Source organism: Rhodococcus sp. P4_F5 (assembly GCF_056401315.1).
In genome coordinates this window covers 32,573-53,033 of record NZ_JBFUJP010000022.1, presented here as the reverse complement: position 1 = coordinate 53,033, position 20,461 = coordinate 32,573, and the positions used below count along the sequence as shown (strand labels likewise).

Genomic DNA, 20,461 nt, shown 5'->3' with positions numbered 1-20,461 from the left:
GGATTCGTCTCGAAACGCCCGGGAAGTATTCAAGGGACCGACGGCTCGTGGCAGCATGGCACTCATGCGCATCACCGTCCTGGGTTGTTCGGGCAGCGTCGCCGGCCCCGATTCGCCCGCGTCGGGCTACCTGCTGACCGCACCCGACACACCGCCGGTGGTCATCGACTTCGGGCCCGGCGTACTGGGCGCGCTGCAGCGGTACGCCGACCCCGGCGAGGTGTCGATCTTCCTGACCCACCTGCATGCCGACCACTGCCTCGACCTGCCCGGGCTGCTCGTCTGGCGCCGCTACCACCCGGTGAAGCCGGCCGGGCGCGCCCTGTTGTACGGCCCCAGCGGCACCGACTCCCGGATCGGCGCGGCGTCCGCGGAACTCGCCGGCGAAACCGACGACATCTCCGACACCATCGACCTGAGGCTCCTCGAGGACCGGCGCTCGGTGGAGTTCGGCGCGCTGACCGTCGAGGCCCGCCGGGTGTTCCACCCGCCGGAGGCGTACGGGCTCCGGTTCACCGATCCGGACGGCCGCAGCCTGGCGTACTCCGGGGACACCGGCATGTGCGACGAGGTGGTCGAACTGGCCCGCGGGGTGGACGTGTTCCTGTGCGAGGCGTCGTGGACGCACAGCCCCGACCGTCCCGAGGGCATCCACCTGTCCGGGACCGAGGCCGGTCAGGTCGCGGCGCGGGCCGGCGTCGGCGAGCTGCTGCTCACCCACATTCCGCCGTGGACCTCCCGCGAGGACGTCATCGCCGAGGCGAAGGCGGAGTTCTCCGGACCCGTGCACGCCGTCCTGCCCGGGGATGTCTTCGCGATCTGACCGGGCCCACCGATTAGGCTGACCCAGGTGAGCAGACGACTGGACGGCAGGGCGGACGACGAACTCCGCGAGGTAAGGATCACCCGAGGCTTCACCAGTCACCCCGCAGGGTCGGTGCTGGTCGAGTTCGGCAACACCCGGGTGATGTGCACGGCCAGCGTGGAGGAGGGCGTGCCCCGCTGGCGCAAGGGCTCCGGCCTCGGCTGGCTCACCGCGGAGTACGCGATGCTCCCGGYGGCCACCCACACCCGCAGCGGCCGCGAGTCGGTCAAGGGCAAGGTCGGCGGACGCACCCAGGAGATCAGCCGGCTGGTCGGCCGCTCGCTGCGCGCCTGCATCGACCTCGCCGCGATCGGCGAGAACACCATCGCCATCGACTGCGACGTGCTCCAGGCCGACGGCGGCACCCKCACCGCGGCGATCACCGGCGCGTACGTCGCGCTCGTCGACGCCGTCACCTACCTGCGGGCGGCGGACCTGCTGACCGACCCGCAGCCGATCTCCTGCGGCATCGCCGCCGTCAGTGTCGGCGTCGTGGACGGCCGGGTCCGGCTGGACCTGCCGTACGAGGAGGACTCGCGCGCCGAGGTCGACATGAACATCGTCGCCACCGACACGGGAACCCTGGTCGAGGTGCAGGGCACCGGCGAGGGCGCGACCTTCCCGCGCACCACCCTGGACAAGATGCTGGACTCCGCGCTGGCGGGCTGCGAGCACCTGTTCGAGCTGCAGCGGCAGGCACTGGAGATGCCGTACCCGGGCGAGCTGCCCGAGCCGAAGAACCCCGAGGCGGCGAAGAAGAAGTTCGGTGCCTGAGGCGGTCCGGCTGCTGGTCGCGAGCCGTAACGCCAAGAAGCTGCGCGAGCTGCGGCGGGTGCTCGAGACCGCCGGGGTGAGCGGCATCGAGCTGGTCGGCCTGGACGAGGTGCCGGACTTCCCGGAGGCGCCGGAGACAGGCGCCACCTTCGAGGAGAATGCCCTGGCGAAAGCGCGTGACGCGGTCGCGGCGACCGGACTGCCCTGTGTCGCAGATGATTCCGGCCTCGAGGTGGACGCACTGAACGGCATGCCCGGGGTGCTGTCCGCGAGGTGGTCGGGCGTGCACGGGGACGACGGCGCGAACACCGCGCTGGTGCTGGCGCAGCTGCTGGACGTGCCGGACGCGCGGCGGTGCGCGGCCTTCGTCTCGGCGTGCGCGCTGGTGACGCCGGGCGGGGCGGAGCGCGTCGTGCGCGGGACGTGGCCCGGCGCGATCGCCCGGGAGCCGCGAGGCGACGGCGGCTTCGGCTACGACCCGGTGTTCGTGCCGGCGGGGGAGCAGCGCAGCGCGGCGCAGTTGTCGCCGGAGGAGAAGGACGCGGCCTCGCACCGCGGTCGCGCGCTGGCGCAGCTGGTGCCCGACCTCGCAGCACTGTCCGGCCGCTGACCGGTCGACCTCCCTGTCGACCGAATGCGACATTCGTTCACTCGACGTGAACGAATGTCGCATTCGGTCAATGGCGTGAGTGTGCACTTTTCGTCGTTTGCCCCCGCGCGACGCCCCGGCAGGTGCACACTCGGCGGCGCCGGTGCGGGCAGACGAGCCCGACCGACCGAAAGGAAAGGGTGCCGATGACCCCGAGGATGATTCCGCAGACGCCCTGCGACTGGCTGGTCTACCTGGTTGCGACGCTGACCGGTCAGCCGGTGGTCAAGGGCGGCGGCGGGTCCTAGCCGCGTCCGCCGAGTGTGCACTTCCCGTCGTCGCTTCTCGGGCGACGTCCCGGCAGATGCACACTCGGCGGAGCGGGCGACTAGACGCCGAAGTCGCGCTTGACCTGCTGGGTGCGCCAGTGCTCGACGAAGAAGGACAGGAACGGGACGGTGCCGGCGAGCAGGGTGCCGACGGTCCGGCCCGCGGGCCAGCGCACCTTCACCGCGAGGTCCATCGTCAGGATCAGGTACACGAAGTAGACCCAGCCGTGCACGATGGCGATCCAGCTCGGCAGGTTGTCGACCTTGAAGATGTACTTGGCGACCATCTCGGCGGTGAGCACCAGCAGCCAGATGCCGGTGGCGTAGGCGAGGACCCGGTAGCGCAGCAGTGCCGCGGCGATCTTCTTGTTGTCGCGGACCGGCGCGGTCTCGACGGTGTCTTCGGGGGCCGTGCTCACGTGGTGCTCCTATCGCCCTCGGCGCGGATCTGCGCGAGGTAGTTGTTGTACGCCGCTATGGCCTCGACCTCGGGGTCGTCGACGTCGGTGCCGATTGTCGCCGCTGCGCCGACGGAGGCCCGCTGGGGCAGCAGGTCGGCGGGGATCTCGCGGGGACCCTCGTCCGCCCCGGCGACCGGAGCATCCGGATCGGCGTCCTCGAGCTGCACGAACCTGCGGTACGCGTAGACCACGAAGGCCGCGAACAGGGGCCACTGGAAGGCGTAGCCGAGGTTCTGGCCGGTGCCGCCCGCGGCCTCGAACCGCGTCCACTGCCACCATCCCAACGCCAGGCAGGCGCCTGCCGCGATGACGACGAACAGGATCAGTGCTGGTCGGCGACGGGATGGTGAACTTGCCATGCCTCGACGGTACCCGAGCCGACAGGGCGGCCGAAACGACGCCCGGCGCCGGTGGCGGGCCGGTGGACCACGCCGACGGCGCCGTCTCGGACCGCGCCGCACGCGGGCGGTGGGGCCGCGCCGCGGGCGGTGACCGGGGCCGACGGCCCGGCGGCGGCCCGGCACCCGGGCCGCCCGGCCGGGACCGTCAGTTGACTCCCTTGATCCGCGTGACCAGGACGGCTCCGACCAGCGCAGACAGCGCGGCGAAGGTGAACAGCAGCGGATAGTTCTTCTCGGGTCCGATCGCGAGGAACAGCGGCGCGATGGCCGGCGCCAGCGACTGCGGCAACGCGTTCGCGATGTTGATGACGCCGAGGTCCTTCGCCGCCGTCCGCGGGTCCGGCAGCACCTGGGTGACCAACGCCATGTCCACCGCGAAGAACAGTCCCGTGCCGAGGCCGATGACGAGTTCGGCGACGATCACCATGGTGAAGGTGCTTGCCGTGGCCAGCAGGGCCAGGCCGGCGGACATGGTCAGTGCCGACCCGATCACGAATGCCTTGCGGCGCGCGACCTTGTCGGAGATCCAACCGCCCAGCCCGGACATCAGCGCGGTGAGTGCATAGCTCGTGCCGACCAGTGTCGCGACACCGGCGGCGGCCTCTTCGCTGGACATGCCGATCCGGTCCTGGAGGAAGAACAGCAGGAACGACATCGGCATCGCGACGCCCAGCATGACGAGGAACCGGGTGAGCCAGGCGTAGCCGAAGTCCGGGTGGCGCCGCGGATTGACCCAGAAACTGCCCGCGAACATCCGGAAGGAGAACGGCTCGCGCGGGGCTGGCACCTGCGGATCGGGCAGGGTCACGGCGAAGGCGGTGATCAGGACCACGCCGATCGCGGCCGGCACCAGGAACTTCGCGGGCCCGGGCAGCGCGGTGGCGAGCAGGACGCCGACGACGATCGCCATGATCTGGCTGAAGCCCATTGCACCCGAGGCGAGTCCGCGTTGTTCCGGCGGCACGTGATCGGGGATCGTGGCCGTCAGTGCGGCCATGACGGCGTTGAACGCCAGCTGGGCCAGGCACCATCCGACGATCACGCCCGCGATCGACGGCACCGTCGCGACGACCGTCAGGCCGGCGGTGCCCACCAGGGCTCCGCCGATCAGCCACGGCCGGCGGCGGCCGAATCGCGACGAGGTCCGATCCGAGAGCCGGCCGGCGAGCGGGTTCCCGATGAGCGCCAGGAGCGCGCCGATGCCGAGGACGAGGCCGAGGGTCCGTTCCTTGTGGTCCGGGTCGAGGTGTTCGATGCGCAGCTGCATGGTGACGACCACCGGCGTGATCAGTGCCATGGACAGGCCCAGGTTCGCCATCGCCAGGCGCGCGGCGAACGCCCGGGGCGGGGGAGTCGACGTCGACTGACCGGCATTCGTCGGTTCGAGCCCCTCGGTGTCCACGACTGTCATCGGAGTCTCCTGCTTCTTCTCGGGCAGTGTGGCGCGCGACACTGCCTCGGAAGTATGGGGGTTCACCGAGTCATTGATAGGTACAGTTATAGAAACGTTATCTTGCGGCCGTCGCCACCGGGGAGCACCGGACGAAGTCCGACCGGCCTGCGGTCTGCTCACGCGCGGGGAAACGGTCAGCGGCGCTGAGCGCGTCCCTTCGGAGTTGAAGCAGTGGGCGCGACGGAACACGTAACCAGGCAAAGGCGTCACGTGGACCGAATGGGGCCTGAATGATGAAGACATGAGTTCCGGCTCCCCGTCCCCGCGGCAATCTCGCCGCGCCTCGGCTGCTGGTGCCGTGAGCCGCCCGCACAGTGGCATTCGGTTGAACAGGCCGTCACCGCAACGGCGGTGGCAGAGGTGGATCTGGCAGGTCCGGCGCTTCCTGCTCGAGCTTTTCGCCTGGGACGGCTGGCCGAAGGTCGCCTCTCTGGCCACGGCGGCCGCCGCCGTTGCGGCACTTTGGTTCACGGGCCACTCCTTGAGTGCTACCGAGAATCAATACGGACTGTCCGAGCAGGGGCAGGTCACCGACAGGTTCTCCAAGGCGACAGAACAAATCGGCTCGGACAACATGGACGTTCGTCTGGGCGGCATCTACTCCTTGGAGCGCCTTGCCCGAGACTCCCCGACAGATCACCCCACCGTGTTCGAGGTCCTCGGCGCCTTCGTCCGCACCCATGCCCCAGCCACGTCCGAATGCTCGCAGCGCACCAATCCCGGTCGGATGCTCGCGGTAGACAGTCAGGCTGCCGTAACGGTGATCGGCCGACGCGACGCGACCAGAGACGGACCCAACCCGATCGACCTCGCAAACACCTGCGTGTCTGGCGCACACCTGAACGACGCGAACCTGTACGGCGCGAACTTGACCGGTACGGACCTGACCGGCACGGACCTGACCGACGCCGACCTCTATGGCGCGGCGATGTCCGGCGCGAACCTGGCCGGCGCCGACCTGACCGACGCCGACCTGTCCGGCGCGGACCTGACCGACGCCGACCTGTACGGAGCGAACCTGACCGGCACGAATCTGACCGGCGCGAAACTGACCGGCGTGGACCTGACCGACATCTACTACGACCAGAACACGGCCTGGTCAGGCTTCACCCCTCCGTCCAGTCGGCCCAATCGCTAGAACACCGTTTTAAGTCGCAACCTCCGCTCGAGCACGCTCGCAAGGTGCTCCCGACCGAAGTCTCCCGATGCCCGCACGCCCTCTGACTCCTCGGAATCACTTTCGCCAGAACAGGTGGTGGGCAACGCCGCTCGGGCTGGGTACGACCTCGAGGTGGAATCGGTCGAGTAGCTCGTCGGGTGACTCCCAGAGTCGCAGTCCGGATCCGAATTTCACGGGTGAGACCACCACGTGCATGGTGTCGACGAGGTCGGCGTCGAGGAACTCCCGGATGGTGGTGACGCCACCGCCGAGCCGAACGTCCTTGCCCTGAGCCGCCTCACGTGCCTGCTCGAGGACGTCGGCAGGGTCGCCGTCGACGAAGTGGAACGTGGTGTCGGAGAGGGTGAAGGAGGGGCGTTCGTGGTGGGTCATGACGAACACCGGGGTGCGGAACGGGGGCTCGTCCCCCCACCAGCCACGCCATTCGAGGTCGTTCCAGGGCCCGCGGTGGGGACTGAACTTGTTGCGGCCCATGATCTCGGCACCGATGTTGCGTGCGTAGTCACGGGTGAAGTAGTCGTCGAGCCCGCGACTTCCGCCGGGGTCGGTGCGCATGGGCCAGCTGGCGGTAGCGCCGGCCCAGGCGAACATCTTCCCGGGGTCGAGGCCGAACGGACTCTCGAGGCTTTGGTGCTCACCGGCACCGATTCCGTCACTCGAGACGTTGAAGTTCTGTACTCGCAGTAGCTGTGTCACTCGGGTCTCCTGCCCTCTTGACGATGGATGCAGAGATTGAGACTCCCCGCGTTCGAGAAACTCATCGCGCGACACGCCGACGAATGCAATCCGGCCGCCATGCCAGGACCAGGGGCAGCCCGATCCAGTCGACCCTTGTCGGTGTGATCGGCCGTCGACGGTCTCCTACGAGCGACTGGACAGCAGCAGCCCGATCGCGCCGAGCGCAGCCATGAGCCAGGCGACCGGTGCCAGCTCGCCGACCCCGGAGCCGACCACCAGACCCCCGAGGGCGGAGCCGCCGGCAACGCCGAGACTGAGAACGGTGACGACCACACTGCCTGCGGCAGGGCGGAACTGCGGAGACGCGAGCCGCAGGACCCGGACCTGCATCGCGGCCGGAAGTAGGCCGATGGCAGCTCCCCACAGCACCACCGCGGTCACAAACACCGCCGGGAGCGCGGGCGCAATCGTCAACATGGCGAACGCGGCAAGTGCAGCGAGGGCCGACGCGGGCAGGGTTCCCCGGGGCCAGCGATCCGACAGCCATCCCGACACTGCGACGCCGGCTGCCCCGGCCGCACCGAACACCGCCAGCAACAGCGCAACAGCACCGGACTCGAACTCTGCGACATCGGTGATCAGCAGCGAGACGTAGGTGAACAAGACGAAGTGCCCGACGAGCACGAGCGCCCCCGCGAACGCGGTACCGATGGACAGGATCGCGCTGCGATCCCACCGCGATACCGATCCCGAGCCGGGTCCGGTGGTCTCCGTTGCCTTGTCTGGGTCGGCGAGAATCGGTACGAGTGCACCCGCAGTGAGGGCAAGTGCCACCGACGCACCGCCGAATATCCCGCGCCACCCCACGACATCAGCGAGTGCGGCCCCGAGCGGAAGTCCCACGAACCCGGCGATCATGGGACCTGACAACACGATTGCCAACGCGCGTCCGATTCGTTCGGGCGCGACGATGTCGGTGACGTACACAACGACGACCGCCCAGAACACGCCGTGCCCGGCCGCGGCGATCACTCGTCCGAGCAGGGCCACCTCGAAGACTGGGGCGAACGCCGTCACCAGTCCCGAAACCGTGACCACGGCGAGTGCGGCCGGGATCAACAGTGCCCGGCGAACACTCATCGTGGCCCGTACGAGTGGCATGCTGGTCACCACGATCGTCAGCGCCCAGGCCGTGACCAGCATTCCGACCACGGCCGGTTCGACCCCCAGCCCGCGCCCGATCTGCGGTAGAAGCCCCGAGGGCAGCATCTCGACGGTGACCGTCGCGAACGCGGCGAAGGTCAGTGCGGTGAGTTTCGTCCAGGGCAGCGACGACTGCGTCGGAGTAATTTTCAGTGGGATCGAGCTGTCGATGTCGGTCATGGAACGACGCTAAACATTGACATCAACGTCAAGGTCAAGGAAGAAAATATGCGGATTGGTGACCTGTCCGGCCAAACGGGACTCACTTCCCGGATGCTGCGCTACTACGAACAGGAGGGCCTGCTCCAGCCGAAGCGGAGCGCAAACGGCTACCGCGACTACAGCGAGAACGACGTCGAACGCGCAAAGATGATCCGCGACCTCGTCACCTCCGGCGTGCCTACCCGTTTGATTCCGGCCGTTCTCGACCAACGCGATGGTCTGCAAGGCCGCTGGACAAGCAACTGCGATCAGGTCTTCGCGGACCAACTCGGCAGCGAGATCGAGGATCTCGACAGCCGTATCGCATGCCTGACTCGCAGCCGCAATGCCCTCGACGAGTTGCTGCGACTCGCACAATCGCAGCGTGGGTCCGAGCAGGCCAGTGCCTGAGCGATCACGCCGCGGCCAGTCAGCCACACGCCCACCGGACGAGGCCACGAACTCGAAACCGGCCGCGACAACGTCGTGTCAACGACAGTCAGACAGCGTGCACCCACTCGTGCTGGGGAACTGAAAGAAGTCGCAGGTGACGCCCTTGTAGGTGTGTCTGTCCACGAAGGTGAAACCGACCTTCTCGAGGACTCGAACGCTCGCTTCGTTGCCGACCTCGACGTATGCGCAGAGGCTGCTCGAGGATGCGGCGACCGGCGGGTGTTCGAGGTGCCAGCGGACCAAGGCCTCGGCAATCTCAGTTGCGAGGCCGCGGTTCCAATGGTCGGGGCGCAAGGCGTAAGCCAACTCGCGGCCAGCATCGCTTTCGCTGAATCCGGCCCGACCGATCATTCCTCCGTCGTTGTCCTCTACGCGCCATTTGGTCCAACCTCTTTGACCCTGCTCGCTGCGATACTCGAGGATCCTCGACCGCGCCTCATCCATGGTTTCAGGACGCCCGTGCCCGATGAAGCGCATTGTGATCGGGTCTGCGTGCAGCGTGGCCAGATCCTGTAGGTCTGAAGGGAGCCAGGTGGTGATCCTCACTCGCTCGGTACTCAGAATCGTCTGACGCTCCACGTTCATTCCGCCCCTCGTATGTTCGTGCTGCGGAGCGACCCGCCGCTACGTCCATCGGACACTATTCATCGACCCACCAAACGAAACGAGGTCACGAACTCTTCCGATTTCGTGACCTCGTTCGGCGCAGTCAGTCGACTGCTCGTGGTGTGCATACCGATCGCCACTCAGGTTCTGATATGACGGATGCCGACTGCGGCCCGCCGGAGCTGATAGCGGACGGGGGCCAGGCGGTCGTGTGTCAGGTGTAGGTCCGTGCGTGCCGCAATGTGCTCCACTACGTCGTCGACGGTGCGATCGTCGGTATCGACATGTTCCGTGAATCGTTCCGTGCCTAGCGCGGTCACGCAACGGCTGATCTGTTGCATAGCCCAGGTTTCATCGCTTCCCACAGCGCGACCCAGCCAGTAGCCGGTGCGGGTTTGCAGTCGACGTCGGAGAGTGCCGGGTGACGCGACGAGGGAGAAGTGCCTGACGTCAACGCCTTCGGTGGACAGACCTGCCATGATCTCGTCGAAGTAGTCCGGGTTGACCAGCGTCATCGGGACGATCACTGGACCGTCGTGGGCAGCCACCGCGTCGGCGAGCGTCGCGACTACAGCTGATCGCCACTGGGGTCGGTCCTGAAAGTCGCGTCGCGCGGAGGCCGGAAGCATCTTGTGGATCGCGAATCCGATGAGTTCAGGATCGGCGACGTGAGAGCGAGAGACACGTCGATTCAACTCGAACGCAGTCTGCGTCTTTCCCGCACCGAATGCGCCGTTGATCCATATGAGCATTGCGCCGAGCCTAGCGGGCACGGCCGATTTGCGTCGGCGCTGAACTCGTAACAGTCTCACCTGACTCGGAGACCGACTGAACAGCCGTGACCAGCGGACCGATCCGTGCAACGAAAAAGAACGAGGCCACCGGCTCATTGCGAGTTCGCGATCTCGTTCGTCGCAGTTCGTAGAACTGCTCGTGGTGCGCGAGGGGGGACTTGAACCCCCACGTCCTAGGACACCAGGACCTAAACCTGGCGCGTCTGCCAATTCCGCCACTCGCGCGTGACCGGGACAGACTACGCCACGGCGTTGTCCCGAATCCTCCCGGTGCTCGAGTGCGCAGTCGCGGTGGCGGCCGCCCGGTTTCGGGCGGTCTCGACGGGGCGGCCGGGCCTCCCCGCCCCGGCCGACGGGGGCCGCGCATCCCGCTTCGCGCCGCGCCGGAAGGGTCTTGAAGGGCCCGTCGGAGCCCGGTGGACGCCGTGGCATATATAACAACATTATAACGATCAATATGAGGAGTTCCTCAGGTTTGGCGGCGCCCCGTTTTCGGCTCAGCCAGCGCGTTCTTTTCCTACTCGCGAGTCACTTCGGAGCGGCTTTTGTGACCTGCATCACGCCTACTACCTGGTAGAACGCTTGTCCAGGTCGCAAACGTGAGGAAGTCCTCATGATTCTGTGCAAACCTGACGGGGCCCGTCGAAGGACTCCCGCGTGCTCGCCGATAGGCCGCGTGAGGCTTCAGATCTCGGTGGGTTCCGACCAGGAGAGGACTGTCCAGCGTGACGATCGACGAGAGCACACCAGCGGGCCAGGGGAACGGCGCCGGACGGTCACGGTTCGCACCGAACGCCGGGCCGGCGAAGTCCCCCCTGCGTGACCGCTTCCTGTCCGGTGAGCCCTACGCCCTCGCCTTCGGCGGCCAGGGCGCCGCGTGGCTGAGCCCCCTCGAAGAGCTGATTCGCGACAACGGCCTCGAGCCCGACATGACCGCACTGGTCAACGAGGCGGCCGCGCTGCTCGCGCCCGTCGCCCAGGATCTCCTCGTGGTCCGGCCCGCCGGCTTCGACCCGATCGGCTGGATCCTCGAGCAGGACGTCGTCGACGAGGGCGCCGCCCCGGCCGGCCCCTCCGCCGCCGCACTCACCTCCGCCTCGGTGTCCCTGCCCGGCGTGCTCCTCACCCAGATCGCGGCCCTGAAGTCGCTGCGCCTGCAGGGCCTCGACCCCGAGCGCACCCCGCCCGTCGCCGTCATCGGCCACTCGCAGGGCCTGCTCGCCGCCGAGTCCGTCGCCACCGGTGGCAACGCGGACGCCTCCCTCCTCGCGATCGCGCAGCTGATCGGCGCGGCCGCGGTCCTGGTCGGCCGTCGTCGCGGCGTCCTCGGCGGCGCCGAGCGCGCCCCCATGCTCGCCGTCTCCGACGTCGACCCCGCCCGGATGCAGGCCATCGTCGACGAGGTCGGCCGCGGCCTCGACAGCGAGTGCGCGGCCGTCATGGCCATCCGCAACGGTCGCCGTCGCGTGGTGCTCTCCGGCCCGCCGGCGCAGCTCGCCCGCGTCCAGCAGCGCGCCGAGCAGGTCGCCGCCGACGAAGCCCGTGAGCGTGACGCCAAGAAGCGTGGCGGCGCCGTGTTCTCGCCCGTGTTCGAGCCGCTGGCCGTGGAAGTCGGCTTCCACCACCCCGCGCTCGCCGACGCCGTCGACACCGTCGGCGCCTGGGCCGTGCGCTGCGGCCTCGACGCCGACCTCTCCACCCGCCTCGCGCGCGCCTGCCTCACCGACCCGGTCGACTGGGTCGTCGAGGTGGACAACGCCGTCGACGCCGGCGCGTCCTGGATCCTGGACCTGGGCCCGGGCGACCTGCTCACCCGGATGACCGTCAACGCACTGCGCGGCCGCGGCGTCGGCATCGTCGCGGCCTCCACCCGCGGCGGCCAGCGCAACCTGCTGACCCCCGGCGCGGCGCCCGAGGTGCAGAAGGCGTGGACCGAGTTCGCCCCCACCCTGGTGACGCTGCCCGACGGCAAGGTCGCCACCTCCACCGCCTTCACCCGGCTGACCGGCCGCTCGCCCATCCTGCTCGCGGGCATGACCCCGACGACGGTCGACGCCAAGATCGTCGCCGCGGCGGCCAATGCCGGCCACTGGGCCGAGCTGGCCGGCGGCGGCCAGGTGACCGAGCAGATCTTCACCGACCGCGTCGCCGAGCTGCAGACCCTGCTCGAGCCGGGCCGCGCCGTGCAGTTCAACTCGCTGTTCCTGGACCCCTACCTGTGGAAGCTCCAGCTCGGCGGCAAGCGTCTCGTGCAGCGGGCCCGCGCCGCCGGCGCCCCGATCGACGGCGTCATCGTCACCGCCGGCATCCCCGAGCTCGACGAGGCCGTCGCGCTGATCGAGGAGCTCGGCGAGGCCGGCATCAGCCACGTCGCGTTCAAGCCCGGCACCGTCGCGCAGATCCGTTCGGTGATCCGCATCGCCAACGAGGTCCCCGACTACCCGGTCATCGTCCACATCGAGGGCGGCAAGGCCGGTGGCCACCACTCCTGGGAGGACCTCGACGACCTCCTGCTCACCACCTACGCCGAGCTGCGCGCCCGGCCGAACCTGGTGATCTGCGTCGGCGGCGGCATCGGCACCCCGGAGCGGGCGGCCGAGTACCTCACCGGCCGCTGGTCCGAGGCGGCCGGCTACCCGGCGATGCCGGTCGACGGCATCCTGGTCGGCACCGCGGCGATGGCGGCCCTCGAGGCCACCACCTCGCCCGAGGTCAAGCAGATGCTCGTCGACACCCCCGGCACCCCCGACTGGGTCGGTGCGGGCACCGCGGCGGGCGGGATGGCCTCCGGCCGCAGCCAGCTCGGCGCCGACATCCACGAGATCGACAACGCGGCCTCGCGTACCGGCCGCCTGCTCGACGAGGTCGCCGGTGACGCGGACGCGGTCGCCGAGCGCCGCGACGAGATCGTCGCCGCCCTCGACGGCACCGCGAAGCCGTACTTCGGCGACGTCGCGACCATGAGCTACGAGCGCTGGCTGCGCCGCTACCTGGAGCTGGCCGTCGGCATCGACTCCGCCAAGGTCTTCGACTGCGGCACCGACTGGTCCGAGGCCTACGCCGACGCCACCGAGTCCGTGTGGCTCGACGTCACCTGGCGCGACCGCTTCGCCCAGATGCTGCAGCGCGCCGAGGCCCGGCTGCACCGCAACGACCGCGGGCCGATCCAGACCCTCTTCGCCGACGAGGCGACGCTCGAGCGGCCCGAGGCCGCGCTGTGCGCGCTCACGGCCGCCTACCCGGACGCCGCGGACACCGTGCTGCACCCGGCGGACGTCCCGTTCTTCACCTCGCTGTGCAAGATCGCCGGCAAGCCGGTGAACTTCGTGCCGGTCATCGACAAGGACGTCCGCCGCTGGTGGCGCTCCGACTCGCTGTGGCAGGCCCACGACCCGCGCTACTCCGCCGACCAGGTGTGCGTCATCCCCGGCACCGTCGCCGTCGCGGGCATCACCCGCGTCGACGAGCCGGTCGGCGAGCTGCTCGACCGCTTCGAGCGCGCCACCACCGACGAGCTGCTCGGCGCGGGCGTCACGCCCACCGAGGTGACCGCCCGCCGCCACGGCACCCAGGCCCGCGGCCTGCTCGCCGTCGTGCTGGCCTCGCCGGACGTGCTGTGGGCCTCGCGCCTGACCCGCAACCCGGTGCACCGCCTCGGCGACCTCGCCGCGTGGACCGTCGAGGAGGAGTCCGCCACCCACGCCACCACCGGTGCCGTGCTGCGTGCCGTCGACGCCGAGACCGCCGAGCTCAGCGTGCCGCTGGTCGCCGGCCGCGCGGTCACCATCCGCCTGACCGTGCCCGCCTCGACCCGTGACGGCGGCGCCCCCGTGGTCACCGAGGCCGACGCCGAGGCCGCCATGTCCGCGCTGCTCGGCGTGGCCGCCGGCCAGGACCTGCCCGCCGTCAAGAACGCCACCGCCCGGCTGAACGTCGCCTGGATCCCCGACCTCGTCGCGGACCACGCCGGCGTCACCGCGTCCGGCCTGCCGGAGTCGCTGACCACCGGCGCCAGCGCGGTGCCCGACGTCATCGTCGGCGCCTGCTGGCCGGCCGTGTTCGCCGTGCTCGGCGCCGCGACCACCGCCGACGGCATCCACGCCATCGAGGGCATGCTCGACCTGGTGCACCTCGACCACGCGGTCAACCTGGTCGACGCCGTCCCGGCCGACGCCGCCGTGCTCACCGTCAAGGCCGAGGGCATCTCCGTCGTCGACACCGACATGGGCCGCGTCGTGGAGGTCCGCGTCGAGGTCGGTGCCATGCGCGGCGAGGAGGGCGCCACCGCCCCGACGTTCGCCACCATGGTGGAGCGGTTCGCGATCCGCGGCCGTACCGGCAAGGGCGAGCTGGCCGACCCGGTCCGCGCCGGCGGTTCGCTGACCGACGCCGCGACCGACACCCCGCGCCGCCGCCGTCGTCAGGCGACGGTCGTCGCGCCGCGTCACATGGGTGCGTTCGCCCGGGTCTCCGGCGACCACAACCCGATCCACACCTCCGACGCCGCGGCGCTGCTCGCGGGCCTCGGCAGCCCGATCGTGCACGGCATGTGGCTCTCGGCCGCGGCCCAGCAGGTCGTCACCGCCGTGGACCCGACGGCCACCGTCCCCGCGCGCCGGCTGACCGCCTGGACCGCACGCTTCCTCGGCATGGTCCGGCCCGGCGCCGAGATCGACGTCCGCGTGGACCGCACCGCCTTCGACGGCGGCGCCGAGGTCATCGAGGTCGGCTGCCGCGTCGACGGCGAACTGGTGATGGTCGCCTCCGGCCGCACCGACGCGCCGAAGACCGTCTACGCCTTCCCCGGCCAGGGCATCCAGCGTCCCGGCATGGGCCTCGACGCCCGCGCCCGCTCCAAGGCCGCCCGCGAGATCTGGGACCGCGCCGACAAGCACACCCGCGCGGCCCTCGGCTTCTCGATCCTCGCCGTCGTCCGCGACAACCCGACCGTCCTCAAGGCGCGTGGGGTCACCCACAAGCACCCCGACGGCGTGCTGCACCTGACCCAGTTCACCCAGGTCGCCATGGCCGTGCTCGGCGTCGCCCAGGTGGCGGAGCTGCGTGAGGCCGGCGCCTTCGTGGAGGACTCACTGCTGGCCGGCCACTCGGTCGGCGAGTACAACGCGCTCGCCGCCGTCGCCGGGGTGCTGCCGCTCGAGGCCGTCCTCGAGGTGGTCTTCCAGCGCGGCTCCGCGATGCACGCACTGGTGCCCCGCGACGCGGCGGGCCGCTCCAACTACCGCCTGGCCGCGATCCGGCCCTCGCAGATCGGCGTCGCCGACGAGGACCTCGCCGAGTTCGTGGCGTCCGTCGCCGCGGAGACCGGTGAGTTCCTCGAGATCGTGAACCTGAACCTGCGCGGCTCGCAGTACGCCATCGCCGGCACCGTCGCGGGACTCGACGCGCTAGAGCAGGAGATCGACCGCAAGCGCGCCGAGACCGGCGGCAAGCGGGCGTACATCCAGATCCCGGGCATCGACGTCCCGTTCCACTCCACCGTGCTGCGCGGCGGTGTCGACGACTTCCGCGAGCGGCTGCTGCACCTGCTGCCGCAGGAGATCGACCCCGCGATCCTGATCGGCCGGTACATCCCGAACCTGGTGCCCAAGCCGTTCAACCTGGGCCGCGACTTCGTCCAGGAGATCGCCGACCTGGTGCCCTCGGAGCCGCTGGCGGAGGTCCTCGCGGACTTCGACGCGTGGGCCGCACGCCCCTCGGACCTGTGCCGCGTGGTGCTGGCCGAGCTGCTGGCCTGGCAGTTCGCCAGCCCGGTCCGGTGGATCGAGACGCAGGACCTGCTCTTCGGCGACGAGTCCGACGGCGGCCTCGGGGTCGAGCGCTTCGTCGAGATCGGTCTCGGCGCGGTCCCGACCGTGGCGAACCTGGCCTCGCAGACGCTCAAGCTGCCCGGCCGCTTCGGCAACCCCGTCGAGGTGCTCAACATCGAGCGCGAGGCCGGCGTGGTGTTCTCCACCGACACCGACCCGGCGCCCGTCGACGACGACGAGCCTGTGGCAGAAGCGGTTTCGGAGGCGCCCGCCGCCGCGGCCGCACCGGCACCCGCCGCGGCCCCGGCCGCCCCGTCCGGCGGACCGCGCCCCGACGACATCGCATTCGCCGCGTCCGACGCGACGGCCGTGCTGATCGGGCTGTGGACCAAGCTGCGCCCGGACCAGGTCGGCCCCGCCGACACCATCGAGGCGCTGTGCGACGGCGTGTCCTCGCGCCGCAACCAGCTGCTCGTCGACCTCGGTGCGGAGCTCTCGCTCGGCGCCATCGACGGCGCCGCGGACGCGGACATGGGCGCGCTGGCGGTCACCGTCAACAAGCTGGCCCGTACCTACAAGCCGTTCGGCCCGGTGCTCACCGACTCCCTGAACGACCACCTGCGCAAGGTGTTCGGCCCCTCGGGCAAGCGCCCGGCGGCCATCGCGGAGCGCGTCACCAAGGTCTGGGAGCTCGGCGCCGGCTGGGCGTCGCACGTCACCGCCGAGGTGGCGCTCGGCACCCGGGACGGCTCCAGCGTCCGGGGCGGGTCGCTCGGCGGCCTGCACGAGGGCGCGCTGTCCGACGGCGCCGCGGTGGATGCCGTGATCGACGCCGCGGTCCAGTCCGTGGCCTCCCGTCGCGGCGTCGCAGTGTCGATGCCCGCCGCCGGTGGCGGCGCGGGCGGCACCGTCGACGCAGCCGCACTCGGCGAGTTCACCGAGCACATCACCGGACGCAACGGCGTGCTCGCCTCCGCGGCCCGGCTGGTGCTCGAGCAGCTCGGCCTGGCCGACGAGGCGGTCTCGGCCGCTCCCGACGCCGACACCGAGCTGGTCGACCTGGTCTCCGCCGAGCTCGGCTCGGACTGGCCCCGACTGGTCGCCCCGGCCTTCGACGCGCGCCGCGCGGTGCTCGTCGACGACCGCTGGGCCACCGCCCGCGAGGACCTGGCCCGCCTGTGGCTCGAGTCCGACGCGTCCGCGCTGGAGACGGTGAACTTCACCGGCGCCGGCAAGACCGTGGCCGCCCACGCCGCCTGGTGGCAGCAGCGGGCACAGGCGGAGGGTCGCGCCGAGCTGGCGACGACCTACGCCCGGATCGCCGCYGACGCCGTCGCGTCCGACGACCAGGCAGCCGAGTGGGCCGACCAGGTCGCCGTCGTCACCGGCGCCAGCAAGGGCTCCATCGCCGCCTCGGTGGCCGGCAAGCTGCTGCGCGGCGGGGCCACGGTCTTCGTGACCACCTCGCGCCTGGACTCGGAGCGGCTCGGCTTCTACCGGAAGCTGTACCGCGCCAACGCTCGTGCCGGTGCCGCCCTGTGGGTGGTGCCCGCGAACATGGCGTCCTACTCCGACGTGGACGCGCTGATCGAGTGGATCGGCAGCGAGCAGACCGAGACCGCTGGCGGCGCCAAGAAGCTGGTCAAGGAGGCCGTCACCCCGACGATGCTGTTCCCGTTCGCCGCGCCCCGCGTGGGCGGCGAGCTCTCCGACGCCGGCGCCCGCGCCGAGATGGAGATGCGGGTGCTGCTGTGGTCGGTCGAGCGGCTGATCGGCGGGCTGTCGAAGATCGGTTACGACCGTGACGTCGACACGCACCTGCACGTGGTGCTGCCCGGCTCCCCGAACCGGGGCCTGTTCGGCGGCGACGGCGCCTACGGCGAGTCCAAGGCCGCGCTGGACGCGGTGGTCATGCGCTGGAACGCCGAGCGCAACTGGGCTGAGCGGGTCACGCTGGTGCACGCCCTGATCGGCTGGGTGCGCGGCACCGGGCTGATGGGCGGCAACGACCCGATGGTCGAGGCCGTCGAGGCCAAGGGTGTGCGCACCTGGTCGACCGAGGAGATGGCCGAGCAGCTGCTGGCCGGCTGCACCCCGGAGACGGTCCGCGCGGCCGTCACCGCACCGGTGCAGCTCGACCTGACCGGCGGACTCGCCGACGTCGACCTGGACCTGGTCGCCCTGGCCCGCGACGCGGCGGACGCCGAGAAGGCCGCCGCGGCAAGCGAATCCGCAGCGGACGAGGACGGCACGATCGCGGCGCTGCCCTCGCCGCCTCGCCTCGCCGCCGCGCTGCCCGAGATGGTCTGGCCCGAGCTGGACGTCAACCCGTCCGACCTGGTGGTCATCGTCGGCGCCGGCGAGCTCGGCCCCTACGGCTCCTCCCGGACCCGCTTCGAGATGGAGGTCGACGAGGAGCTCTCGGCGGCAGGTGTGCTCGAACTGGCCTGGAACACGGGACTTCTCACGTGGGAGAACGACCCGGTCGCCGGCTGGTACGACACCGAGTCCGGTGAACTGGTGCCCGAGGCGGAGATCGCCGAGCGCTACCACGACGCGGTCGTCGAGCGGTGCGGCATCCGCACCTACGTCGACGAGGGCGCCATGGTGGACAACACCGCGCCGCTGCTGACGTCGGTGTTCCTGGACAACGACCTGACCTTCGTGGTCGGCAGCGAGGCGGAGGCCAAGGCCTTCGTCGAGTCCGACCCCGAGCACACCGTCGCGGCTGCCGTGCCGGACAGCGGCGACTGGCAGGTCACCCGCCGGGCCGGCACCGAGATCCGGGTGCCGCGCAAGGCGAAGCTCACCCGCACGGTGGGCGGGCAGATCCCGACCGGGTTCGACGTCACCAAGTGGGGCATCCCCGCGGACATGGCCGGATCCGTGGACCGGGTCGGCCTGTGGAACCTGGTCACCACGGTGGACGCGTTCCTGACCGGCGGCTTCACCCCGTCGGAGCTGCTGCGCTGGGTGCACCCGTCGACGGTGGCCAACACCCAGGGCACCGGCATGGGCGGCATGACGTCCATGCGCTCGCTCTACATCGACACCCTGCTCGGCGAGTCCCGCGCGAACGACATCCTGCAGGAGGCCCTGCCGAACGTCATTGCGGCGCACGTGGTCCAGTCCTACGTCGGCGGCTACGGCGCGATGGTGCACCCGGTCGCGGCGTGCGCCACGGCGGCGGTGTCCGTCGAGGAGGGCGTCGACAAGATCCGCCTCGGCAAGGCGCAGCTGGTGGTCGCCGGCGGCTTCGACGACCTCGGCATCGAGGGCATCGTCGGGTTCGGCGACATGTCGGCCACCGCCAAGTCGGCCGACATGACGGCCAAGGGCATCGACGAGCGCCGCTTCTCGCGGGCCAACGACCGTCGTCGAGGCGGCTTCGTCGAGTCCGCCGGTGGCGGCACCATCCTCCTGGCGCGGGGCGACCTGGCGCTGGAGATGGGCCTGCCGGTGCTCGGTGTGGTGGCGTGGGCCGGTTCGTTCGCGGACGGCGTGCACACCTCCATCCCGGCCCCCGGAATCGGCGCCCTGGGTGCCGGTCGCGGCGGCCAGGACTCGCAGCTGGCGCTCTCGCTCAACGCGCTCGGCGTCACCGCGGACGACATCTCGGTGGTCTCCAAGCACGACACCTCGACGGCGGCCAACGACCCGAACGAGGCCGAACTGCACGAGCGTCTGGCGGCGGCCCTGGGCCGCAGCGAGGGCTCCCCGCTGTTCGTGGTCTCGCAGAAGTCGCTGACCGGTCACGCCAAGGGCGGCGCCGCGGCCTTCCAGCTGATCGGGCTGTGCCAGGTCCTCGGCCAGGGCATCGTCCCGCCGAACCGCAGCCTCGACTGCGTGGACCCGAAGATGGCCGAGTTCGAGCACCTGGTGTGGCCGCGTGAGGCGATGCGCTTCGGCGGCAGCTTCCCGCTCAAGGCGGGCCTGCTCACCAGCCTCGGCTTCGGTCACGTGTCCGGACTGATCGCGGTGGTCCACCCGCAGGCGTTCGTGGAGTCGATCCCCGCCGCCGAGCGGGCCGACTACCTGGCACAGGCGCAGGAGCGGACCCTCGCCGGTCAGCGCCGACTCGCGTCGGCGATGTGCGGTGGCGCGGACCTCTACGAGCGGCCCGCGGACCGTCGCTTCGGCGGCGACTCGGTGCCCGCCCAGGCGGCCCGTCAGCTCGAGGCCGACATGCTGCTCACGTGCGAGGCGCGCCTCGGCGACGACGACGTCTACCGTTCCGGTCTGCCGGGGTGCCAGTAATGGCCATCCTGGGAATCGGGTTCGACCTGGTCACCGTCTCCGAGTTCGCGGAGCAGCTGGGACGCCCCGGCACCGCGATGCTCTCGAGCTTCCGGCCGGGGGAACGGCGGTACTGCGAGTCGAAGAGCACCGAGCCGGCGCGTCACTACGCGGTGCGCTGGGCGGCCAAGGAGGCGGTCATCAAGGCCTGGGCGTCCTCCCGGTTCGCCCGGCCGCCCGCCGTCGGTGACAACGCGTACGCACAGATCGAGGTGGTCAACGACGCCTGGGGCCGGCCGAGCATCAAGCTGCACGACGAGGCCGCGGAGTTCCTGCCGGGCGCCATCATCCACCTGTCGCTGACGCACGACGGCGACATGGCCGGGGCGATGGTCGTGATCGAGGAACCGGACATCGTGGTGCCGATCCCGCGCTGACCGACAGCACCCGGACTTCACACGAGGCCGGCC

General features: G+C 70.5%; 14 protein-coding genes and 1 tRNA gene. 7 read left to right on the top strand and 8 right to left on the bottom strand.

Going from position 1 to position 20,461, the window contains the following annotated elements:
* Nucleotides 1-64: 64 nt before the first annotated feature.
* From AC1DU4_RS11545 to rdgB, 3 genes are read left to right on the top strand one after another with little or no spacing between them, the layout of a single operon-like run.
* A complete protein-coding gene (locus AC1DU4_RS11545; RefSeq protein ID WP_072845005.1) occupies nucleotides 65-823 on the top strand; it encodes a cyclic nucleotide-degrading phosphodiesterase in 759 nt (252 codons plus the stop codon).
* 27 nt (nucleotides 824-850) lie between these two features.
* Nucleotides 851-1,639, top strand: coding sequence for a ribonuclease PH (gene rph / locus AC1DU4_RS11540; protein ID WP_477839911.1), 789 nt, complete (start codon nucleotides 851-853; stop codon nucleotides 1,637-1,639).
* Nucleotides 1,632-2,249: an RdgB/HAM1 family non-canonical purine NTP pyrophosphatase gene (rdgB, locus tag AC1DU4_RS11535; RefSeq protein WP_477839909.1), complete on the top strand. Its 618-nt coding sequence runs from the start codon at nucleotides 1,632-1,634 to the stop codon at nucleotides 2,247-2,249. The genes rph and rdgB overlap by 8 nt, the downstream gene beginning before the upstream one ends.
* A 367-nt stretch (nucleotides 2,250-2,616) precedes the next feature.
* On the opposite strand, the gene AC1DU4_RS11530 is transcribed toward rdgB, so the two are convergent.
* From AC1DU4_RS11530 to AC1DU4_RS11520, 3 genes are all read right to left on the bottom strand, one after another.
* Nucleotides 2,617-2,976 (bottom strand): DUF3817 domain-containing protein, encoded by a 360-nt coding sequence (locus AC1DU4_RS11530; RefSeq protein ID WP_072844864.1) that lies wholly within the window; start codon nucleotides 2,974-2,976, stop codon nucleotides 2,617-2,619.
* The gene (locus tag AC1DU4_RS11525) at nucleotides 2,973-3,377 is read right to left on the bottom strand and encodes a transcriptional regulator (protein ID WP_477839907.1); all 405 of its coding nucleotides are present in this window, start codon (nucleotides 3,375-3,377) and stop codon (nucleotides 2,973-2,975) included. Before AC1DU4_RS11525 ends, AC1DU4_RS11530 begins: the two co-directional genes overlap by 4 nt.
* A 187-nt stretch (nucleotides 3,378-3,564) precedes the next feature.
* Nucleotides 3,565-4,830 (bottom strand): MFS transporter, encoded by a 1,266-nt coding sequence (locus AC1DU4_RS11520; protein ID WP_477839905.1) that lies wholly within the window; start codon nucleotides 4,828-4,830, stop codon nucleotides 3,565-3,567.
* 340 nt (nucleotides 4,831-5,170) lie between these two features.
* Between AC1DU4_RS11520 and AC1DU4_RS11515 the strand changes: the two genes are divergently transcribed.
* Nucleotides 5,171-6,010, top strand: coding sequence for a pentapeptide repeat-containing protein (locus AC1DU4_RS11515; protein ID WP_477839903.1), 840 nt, complete (start codon nucleotides 5,171-5,173; stop codon nucleotides 6,008-6,010).
* 96 nt (nucleotides 6,011-6,106) lie between these two features.
* Here AC1DU4_RS11515 and AC1DU4_RS11510 read toward each other — a convergent pair whose 3' ends face one another.
* Nucleotides 6,107-6,748: a dihydrofolate reductase family protein gene (locus AC1DU4_RS11510; RefSeq protein WP_477839901.1), complete on the bottom strand. Its 642-nt coding sequence runs from the start codon at nucleotides 6,746-6,748 to the stop codon at nucleotides 6,107-6,109.
* Nucleotides 6,749-6,913: 165 nt separating this feature from the next.
* Nucleotides 6,914-8,113, bottom strand: coding sequence for an MFS transporter (locus AC1DU4_RS11505; protein ID WP_477839899.1), 1,200 nt, complete (start codon nucleotides 8,111-8,113; stop codon nucleotides 6,914-6,916).
* A 48-nt stretch (nucleotides 8,114-8,161) separates the two neighbouring features.
* Here AC1DU4_RS11505 and AC1DU4_RS11500 point away from each other — a divergent pair, with 48 nt between their 5' ends.
* Nucleotides 8,162-8,545: a MerR family transcriptional regulator gene (locus tag AC1DU4_RS11500; RefSeq protein WP_477839897.1), complete on the top strand. Its 384-nt coding sequence runs from the start codon at nucleotides 8,162-8,164 to the stop codon at nucleotides 8,543-8,545.
* Between the two features lie 78 nt (nucleotides 8,546-8,623).
* On the opposite strand, the gene AC1DU4_RS11495 is transcribed toward AC1DU4_RS11500, so the two are convergent.
* The 3 genes from AC1DU4_RS11495 to AC1DU4_RS11485 all read right to left on the bottom strand — a co-directional run bounded on the left by AC1DU4_RS11495 (nucleotide 8,624) and on the right by AC1DU4_RS11485 (nucleotide 10,212).
* Nucleotides 8,624-9,172 (bottom strand): GNAT family N-acetyltransferase, encoded by a 549-nt coding sequence (locus AC1DU4_RS11495; RefSeq protein ID WP_477839895.1) that lies wholly within the window; start codon nucleotides 9,170-9,172, stop codon nucleotides 8,624-8,626.
* Between the two features lie 161 nt (nucleotides 9,173-9,333).
* Nucleotides 9,334-9,945, bottom strand: a complete 612-nt coding sequence (locus AC1DU4_RS11490) for an AAA family ATPase (RefSeq protein WP_477839893.1) — start codon at nucleotides 9,943-9,945, stop codon at nucleotides 9,334-9,336.
* A gap of 182 nt (nucleotides 9,946-10,127) precedes the next feature.
* Nucleotides 10,128-10,212, bottom strand: a tRNA-Leu gene (locus AC1DU4_RS11485).
* 500 nt (nucleotides 10,213-10,712) lie between these two features.
* Here AC1DU4_RS11485 and AC1DU4_RS11480 point away from each other — a divergent pair.
* Nucleotides 10,713-20,012: a fatty acid synthase subunit beta domain-containing protein gene (locus tag AC1DU4_RS11480; RefSeq protein ID WP_477839891.1), complete on the top strand. Its 9,300-nt coding sequence runs from the start codon at nucleotides 10,713-10,715 to the stop codon at nucleotides 20,010-20,012.
* On the top strand, nucleotides 20,012-20,428 hold the full coding sequence (gene acpS / locus AC1DU4_RS11475) for a holo-ACP synthase AcpS (protein ID WP_072844869.1): 417 nt from the start codon (nucleotides 20,012-20,014) through the stop codon (nucleotides 20,426-20,428). Before AC1DU4_RS11480 ends, acpS begins: the two co-directional genes overlap by 1 nt.
* Nucleotides 20,429-20,461: the final 33 nt, after the last annotated feature.